Genomic DNA, 6,923 nt, shown 5'->3' with positions numbered 1-6,923 from the left:
CGCGTGCACCGCCCCCAGCACGCGGTGCAGCCCCGCCAGCACCGTCACCGCGTCCGCGGCTTTGCCTCCCGCGCGCCGGAACGCCGGCTCGCTCCACCGGCGCAGCGGCTCGACCCCATCCAGCTTGCGCATCGCATAGCCCAGCACCTCCACGCCCTTCTTGTCCGTGGCCAGGGCCTGCGGCGTCACCACGCGCGCCGGCAGGCCCGTGGGGAACGCGCGCAGCTTGCGCTGGTGCTCCGCGAGCCGGGCCTTCGCGGCGGCCTGCTCGGGCACGAGGCCCAGGTAGTCCGGGTGCTCGGGCCGCTTGAAGACCTTGAGCGCGCGGCCATCGCCCAGGTCATAGACATCCGCCTCGCCGCCCTTGCCCAGCGCCCGCTGCGGATCCAACCGGACCTTCTTTCCCTCCAGCCAGACGTCCATGGCCTCACGCCCTCCCCATCCGGCGGCGCAGCACCACCAGCGTGGTGTCGTCCGTCAGCAGCCCGGGCGCGCGCAGCAGCCGCCGCTCCGCGAAGTCCGCGCGCACCGACTCGCGGTTGAGCTGCGCCAGCCGCCGTCGCACCGCGTCCGGGTTCGTGAAGTAGCGGTCGTCCGTCCAGAAGCGCGACAGCGGCCCCACCGGCTCGTCGCGCTCTGGCAGCCGCGCCTGCGAAAGGCCCAACAGGTCCCCCACCCCATCCGTGCCCACCAGCAGCGCGTGCACGTCGTCCGTGGGCAGCAGCGCCCGGGGCATCAGCGGCACGTCCTCGCCGCGCAGCAGCGCGTACGCCAGATACGGCGGCGCGTTGCCCGGGAACGGCCCCAGCGCGTGCACCTCGCCGTTGAGCATCCACACCCCGTCCCCCGACGAGAAGACGAGCGTGTGAGCCGGCGTCATCACCGCCCCCACCAGCGTGAAGAGCAGGTCCCCCAGCACGTCCCGCCCCAGCGTGGACGCAAGACCCTCCATCAGCTCCAGCACGTCCCCGCGCAGCCCGGGAAGGAAGTCCGCGCCGTCCACCGCCTCGCCCCGCGCCAGCCGCGCCTGCGCCGCCTGCGCCAGCCGCCGCACGCCCAGCTGCGCCCCCAGCTCACTGCACGGCTGGCTGCCACACCCGTCCGCCACCACCACCACCAGCCCGTGCTCGCTCTCCCGGACGCAGGCGGCGTCCTGGTTGTTACGTCCCGAGCGCGCATGCTCCCGGCCCTGCACCGAACCCACCGCGACGTCGAAGGGCAGCGTGGACATGGCTCTCCCGTGGCCCTCGAAGGGCACGCACGACAGGAACCTGCTGGCGAGAGGACGGCCCCACGCCGTCCGACTTCGTGTATCTACAACACCAACATAGTGTCGTAATGACACGAAGTCAAGGCGACGTGGGACACCCTGTCAGCGAGAGGCGCGGGGAGTGGCGGGAGGTGTGGGGCCTACAGCTCGAAGTTGAAGCCGGCCTTCTCGAGCTGTTTGTACTTCTTGTGGTCGAACCGGTAGAGGCGTGCGGCGCGGTGGGAGACGTCCTGCTCCACCTCGTCCAGCTCCTCCAGCAGGTCCATGGCGAGGATCTTCTTGCGGAAGTTGCGCTTGTCGAGCTCGCGCTCCAGCACCGTCTCGTACAGCCGCTGGAGCTGCGAGAGCGTGAACTTGGGCGGCAAGAGCTCGAACCCGATGGGCTGGTAGCGCACCTTCCCCTTGAGCCGTTGCAGCGCGGTGGCCAGCACGTCCGCGTGGTCGAACGCGAGCTTCGGCGTATCCCAGACGGAGAACCACGCCGCCTCGCGCGCATCGGTGGACGCCTGGAGGTGGTGCGCGGACAGCTTCACCAGCGCGAAGTACGCCACGGTGATGACGCGGCCCCGGGGGTCGCGGTCCGGAGCACCGAACGTGTAGAGCTGCTCCAGGTGGCTGGTGCGCAGGCCCGCCTCCTCCTCCAGCTCGCGGCGCGCGGCGTCCTCCAGGGACTCCTCCATGCGCACGAAGCCGCCGGGCAGCGCCCACCGGCCCTGGTACGGCTCCACCCCGCGCTGGATGAGCAGCACCTTGAGGTCCTCCTCGTCCAACCCGAAGACGACGCAGTCCACCGTCACCGCCGGGCGCGGGTACTCATAGGTGTGGCTCATGGGGAAACCCTCCGGCCGGCATCGTGTCCAGAGGACACGGTGCCGGCAAGGGGTGTGTTCAGGACGCCGCGCGCGGCAGCAGCTTGAAGGCCACCTGCCGCCCCTGGCCGCCCTTCACCGCCAGGTGGATCCACAGCACGGCCAGGTGCTCCAGCAGGCTCGCGTTGCGCAGCGGGCCGCAGTCCACGGGCTGGAAGCCCGCCTGCTTCGCGATGGCGGCCACGGTGGCCTTCGCCGCCGCGTCGTCACCGGCCAGCTGCACGTCCACCGCCGTGCCCGACAGCGCCGGGTCGGCGTGGAACTCCGCGCCGAAGGTGTTGAACGCCTTCACCCAGCGCGCGCCCGGGACCGCCTTCGCCAGTGCCGCGGTGATGGAGCCCTCGGGGACGGGGACCACGGTGGGGCCGCTGGCGTCGAAGGCCACCGGGTTGTTGCAGTCCACGCCCACCTTGCCCGTCAGGTCCCCCGCCTCCCGCGCGGCGGCGACGGCGGCGTTGGCGGGCACCGCGAAGAACACCACGTCCGCCCAGGCCGCCACCTCTTGCACGCTCCCTGCCTGGGCCTGGCCGCCGCACCGCTCCAGCAGCGCCTTCACGTCCGCGCCGGGCCGCACCCCGAAGCGCACCGGGAACCCGCTGCGCGCCAGCCGCACGCCCAGGTTGCCGCCCACGTTGCCCACGCCAATGATTGCAATCTTCACGTCCGCCATGGCTTGCCTCCGCGTGTCCGTCCGTCAGTGTCCCAGGCCCCGGATGACGAGCCGTGCCGTCTCCCGCCCCGAGTTCTGCTGCTGCCCGGTGATGAGCTGACCGTCGCGCACCGCGAACGGCTTCCAGGCCCCCGCGCGCACGAAGTTGGCGCCCCGCTCGCGAGCGACGTCCTCGATGCGGAAGGGCATCACCTTGCGCCCCACCATCTGGTCGGCTGCATCCTCTTCCACGTTGGCGAAGCCTGTCACCGTCCGGCCCTCCAGCAGCGGCCGTCCGTCCGACAGCGTCACGTCCAGCAGCGCCGCCGTGCCGTGGCACAGCGCGGCGGTGACCTTGCCGGCCTCCAGGAAGCCGCGCAGCAGCCCTCGCAGCGCGCGATCCTCGCGGAAGGTGAACATGGGGGCCTGGCCGCCGCAGACGAGGATGGCGTCGTAGTCCTCCACCCGCACGTCGGACAGCTTGCGCGTCGTCTCCAGCAGGGCCGCGTGCCGGGGGCTGCTCAGGAAGCCCAGGCTGAGGATGTCGTGCGCGGAGTAGCCGCTCGGGTCGCGCGGGTCGCTCAGCGCGTCGGGCGTCACCCGGCCGCCCTGGGGACTGGCCAGCTCCACCGCGTAGCCGGCCTCCGTCAGCTCCATGTACGGGTGCACCAGCTCCGACGCCCAGAAGCCCACCGGCCCTCCCAGCGTGGTGGAGACGGCGGGGCTGGCCACGACCATCAACACCCGCTTCTGGGAGGACACCTTCGCCTGGGAACCCTGCTCTTGCATCGTCCGCTCCTGTCGCCTGCGCCGGGAGCGCCACGCCCCGGGCCTTTCGTGGACGGCAAGATGCGGCGGTGGGTGGGTTTCGTGCCAGTGAATCCCCTGCAAGGATATGTTTCGTCGCATGAAACTGGCCTCGGTGGACCTGAACCTGCTGGTGGCCCTGGAAGCGCTCCTGCGCGAGGGCAGCGTGACGAAGGCGGGGCACAGCATGGGGCTGAGCACCCCGGCCATGAGCCACGCCCTGGCGCGGCTGCGCACGCAGCTGGATGACCCGCTGCTGGTGCGCGCGGGCCGGGGCATGGTGCTGACACCCCGCGCGGTGGCGCTGCGGCCCCGGCTGCAGGCGCTGCTGTCGGAGGTGGGCACGGTGCTGTCGCCCGCACGGACGTTCGAGCCCGCGAAGCTGGAGCGCACCTTCCGCATCCACGCCACGGACCACATGCTGATGGTCCTGGGCCCGACGCTGGACCGGCTGGTGCGGCGCGAGGCCCCGGCGGCGACGCTCCAGTTCCTGCCCAACTCGCCGGACGACGGCGCGATGCTGCGCGAGGGCAACATCGACCTGGCGGTGGGCGTCTACGTGGACCTGCCGCCGGAGCTGCGCACGCGCAAGCTCTTCACCGACCGCTTCGTGTGCGTGGTGCGAAGGGACCATCCCACGGTGCGGCGCACGCTGACGCTGGAGCAGTACCTCTCGCTGGAGCACCTGCAGGTGGCCCCGCGCGGCAGACCCGGCGGCTACGTGGACACGGTGCTGGCGGTGCGCAACCAACGCCGGCGCGTCGCGCGCGCGGTGCCGTACTTCCTGACGGGGCTCCAGTGGGTGGAGGGGTCCGACTACGTGCTCACCATCTCCGAGCGCGTGGCGAAGGCGCTGGCGCCCCGGCTGAAGCTCAAGCTGCTGCCGCCGCCCCTGCCCCTGGAGCCCTACACCCTCACGCTGCTGTGGCACCCGCGAGAGGACGCCGACCCCGCGCACCGCTGGCTGCGCGACGTGTTCGTCCGGGCCGCGCGCGCCGCCGCGCCGTGAGGGGGCCTCCCTGCGTCAGACCGCGACGAGCCGGCCCAGGCGGCGCCAGTCGACCAGTTGGACGTTCTCCTCCGCCAGGTCGAACTCCAGCGAGCGGCGCATGCCCAGCACGTCACCGCCCATCTGGAAGGGCACCTCGCGGTCGAAGTCCATCCGCAGGCGCTCCACGAAGAAGTCGTGCATGCGCGGCATGGGGTGCTCGCCGCGCCACAGGCGGAACATGTTGCGCGTGGCCTCCATCACGCCCGCGCCGTACACGCGCACCGACAGCCGGTGCGGCACCGCCTGCGCGAACGGGAACGCCTTGAAGCCGAAGCCCCACTCCGGCGTCGTCGCCGCGCCCGCCACGCCCGCGGGGCCCTGGTACAGGAGCTGCCCCGTCCCGCCGTTGGGCACCGGCCGCACCGCGCCCGTCGCGTCGACGGTCAGCGCGGACGCGCCCAGGTTGTAGACGGAGACATTCGGGTTGCCCTCGCCGAACAGGTGGCGCGGCACCGTGCGCGTGAACATGGCGCCCAGGTAGCCGCGCAGGCCGGACTGCGACTTCTTGAGCGGCCCCGCGGAGGCGAGCTGGTTCTTGAAGTCCTGGATCATCTCCGCGTCCCAGCCCGTGCCCGCGAAGGGCGCCACCCGGCCCTCCACCCGCACCAGGGAGAAGGGACGCAGGGGCGGCAGGCGCTCGCCGTACGCGGCGATCTGCTTCAGCGCCACGTGGGGACGCGGCGCGCCGGTGACGCGGGCCCAGGCGTTGCCCGTGCCCAGGGGCAGCACGCCAATGGCCGGCAGGGCCACGCCCTGGGAGCGCAGCTCGTTGAGCAGGCCGGTGATGGTGCCGTCCCCTCCGCCCGCCAGCAGCAGGCTGGGCGGGTCATGGCGGAGCTGGTCCACCCACTCCCGCGCCTCTTCCAGGGAACGGGTCAGGGCCACCCGGGCCCGGGGGAGCAGGTCTCTGACGAGCCCGCCCATCCCTTCGGTCCCTTTACGCGCACGCAGATTGACGAGGACGGCGATGTTCATGGCGGGTGTGACTCTTCCCCAGTTCATGTCATGGCCCCGTCACGAAAAGCGCCCCGGCATGGGGACGCCCCTCGGGAACATGGTCATCACGCGCCCAGGGCGTGGGCGAGCCGCGCCTCCAGGTGACGCTCGGCCGCACGCCGACGCAGCGTCACCGCCGCGGCGGCCAGTCCGCCGGCCACCAGCAGCCGCCGCAGCCATGTTTTTCCGGTGCCGTGGTAACCACCGGACGCCGTGTCCCCCTCCGCCATGGGCTGGAAGACGTTGCCGGGAGTGGGCCCCTGCCGCTCGTCCTTGAAGTGCAGCACGTCCGTGCCGGACTTCATGGTGCGCTCGAACGTGCGGGGAAGCAGGCCGTGCATCGCCGCGAAGCTCTTCCCGGCGGGGCCGACAATCACCTCGTCCTGAGGGTGGCGCAGCACGCGGAGGATGGTGCGGGCCACGCGCTCCGGCGTGTAGACGGGCTCCACCGGGCGGATGCGCCAGCCGGTGTAGTTGGCGGTGTGGCGCCACAGGGGCGTGTCGATGGCGGCGGGCATCACCGTGCACACGTCGATGCCCGTGTTCAGCAGCTCCTGGCGCAGCGACGCGGAGAAGCCGCGCACCGCGAACTTGGAGGCCACGTAGGCGCTCAGGTATGGCGCGGGCACGGTGCCAAAGGTGGAGGACACGTTGACGAGCGTCCCGTAGCCCTGGCGCCGGAACTGCGCCAGCGCCGCCCGCGCGCCGCTCACGGTGCCAAAGAAGTTGGTCTCCATGAGCTGGCGGAAGGCCTCGTCCGGCGTCTCCTCCAGGCTGCCCAGCATGTAGACGCCCGCGTTGTTCACCCAGCCGTCGAAGTGGCCGAAGGTGCCCACCGCGGCTTCCGCCAGCTGCTTCACGGCGGCGGCGTCCGCCACGTCCGTGGGCACCACCAGGGCCTGGACGCCGTGGGACTCGCACTCGGCCGCCAGCTCTTCCAGGGGGTCCTCCCGGCGCGCGGCGAGGACCACGTGGGCACCCTTCTTCGCCAGCAGCAACGCCGTGGCCCGGCCGATGCCGCTGGAGGCGCCCGTGATGACGATGACCTTCTTCTTCCAGATGCGATCCATGGAGTGGGGTCCTTGTGGCTGGCCCGGCGGCCCTCCCGGGGCCCCGAGCGTTCAAGAGGGTCGGTGGGCGCCTCGTCCATGACGCCGCACGTCGGAGAAGGTGGGGATGCCCCCGACGTCCTACCCGGGCCACCGGCGACTCACCTGGAGGGCAGCCAGCGAGGCAGGCAGGGGGCCCGGAATCCGGACGGAGGTCCACGTGCGGGACCGG

The 6,923-nt window shown here is 72.1% G+C and carries 7 protein-coding genes and 1 pseudogene; 1 reads left to right on the top strand and 7 read right to left on the bottom strand.

The genetic code is table 11. The features are described from left to right. The 5 genes and pseudogenes from D7W79_RS36250 to D7W79_RS36230 form a co-directional block, all read right to left on the bottom strand. Positions 1-423: pseudogene (locus D7W79_RS36250) on the bottom strand (hypothetical protein); the annotation flags it as partial. 4 nt (positions 424-427) lie between these two features. Then, a complete protein-coding gene (locus tag D7W79_RS36245) occupies positions 428-1,231 on the bottom strand; it encodes a protein phosphatase 2C domain-containing protein (protein WP_120529863.1) in 804 nt (267 codons plus the stop codon). Positions 1,232-1,410: 179 nt separating this feature from the next. Continuing rightward, entirely contained in the window at positions 1,411-2,100 is a 690-nt protein-coding gene (locus D7W79_RS36240; protein ID WP_120529862.1) for an NUDIX hydrolase, read from the bottom strand. 58 nt (positions 2,101-2,158) lie between these two features. Beyond that, positions 2,159-2,809, bottom strand: coding sequence for an NADPH-dependent F420 reductase (locus tag D7W79_RS36235; protein ID WP_120529861.1), 651 nt, complete (start codon positions 2,807-2,809; stop codon positions 2,159-2,161). A gap of 24 nt (positions 2,810-2,833) precedes the next feature. Beyond that, entirely contained in the window at positions 2,834-3,577 is a 744-nt protein-coding gene (locus D7W79_RS36230) for a type 1 glutamine amidotransferase domain-containing protein (protein ID WP_120529860.1), read from the bottom strand. A gap of 118 nt (positions 3,578-3,695) precedes the next feature. Here D7W79_RS36230 and D7W79_RS36225 point away from each other — a divergent pair, with 118 nt between their 5' ends. After that, a complete protein-coding gene (locus tag D7W79_RS36225) occupies positions 3,696-4,604 on the top strand; it encodes a LysR family transcriptional regulator (RefSeq protein ID WP_244222162.1) in 909 nt (302 codons plus the stop codon). Positions 4,605-4,619: 15 nt separating this feature from the next. Here the strand turns inward: D7W79_RS36225 and D7W79_RS36220 are convergent, their stop codons facing one another. Together D7W79_RS36220 and D7W79_RS36215 are read right to left on the bottom strand one after the other, a co-directional pair. Beyond that, complete coding sequence (locus tag D7W79_RS36220; protein WP_120529858.1) at positions 4,620-5,621, bottom strand: diacylglycerol/lipid kinase family protein; 1,002 nt, start codon at positions 5,619-5,621, stop codon at positions 4,620-4,622. A gap of 86 nt (positions 5,622-5,707) precedes the next feature. Continuing rightward, entirely contained in the window at positions 5,708-6,712 is a 1,005-nt protein-coding gene (locus D7W79_RS36215; RefSeq protein ID WP_120529857.1) for an SDR family NAD(P)-dependent oxidoreductase, read from the bottom strand. Positions 6,713-6,923: the final 211 nt, after the last annotated feature.

Origin of the sequence: Corallococcus exercitus, assembly GCF_003611585.1 — a bacterium.
Classification (GTDB): domain Bacteria; phylum Myxococcota; class Myxococcia; order Myxococcales; family Myxococcaceae; genus Corallococcus; species Corallococcus exercitus.
The sequence above is the reverse complement of the archived record's forward strand: the minus strand, read 5'-3'. Positions and strand labels throughout refer to the sequence as shown.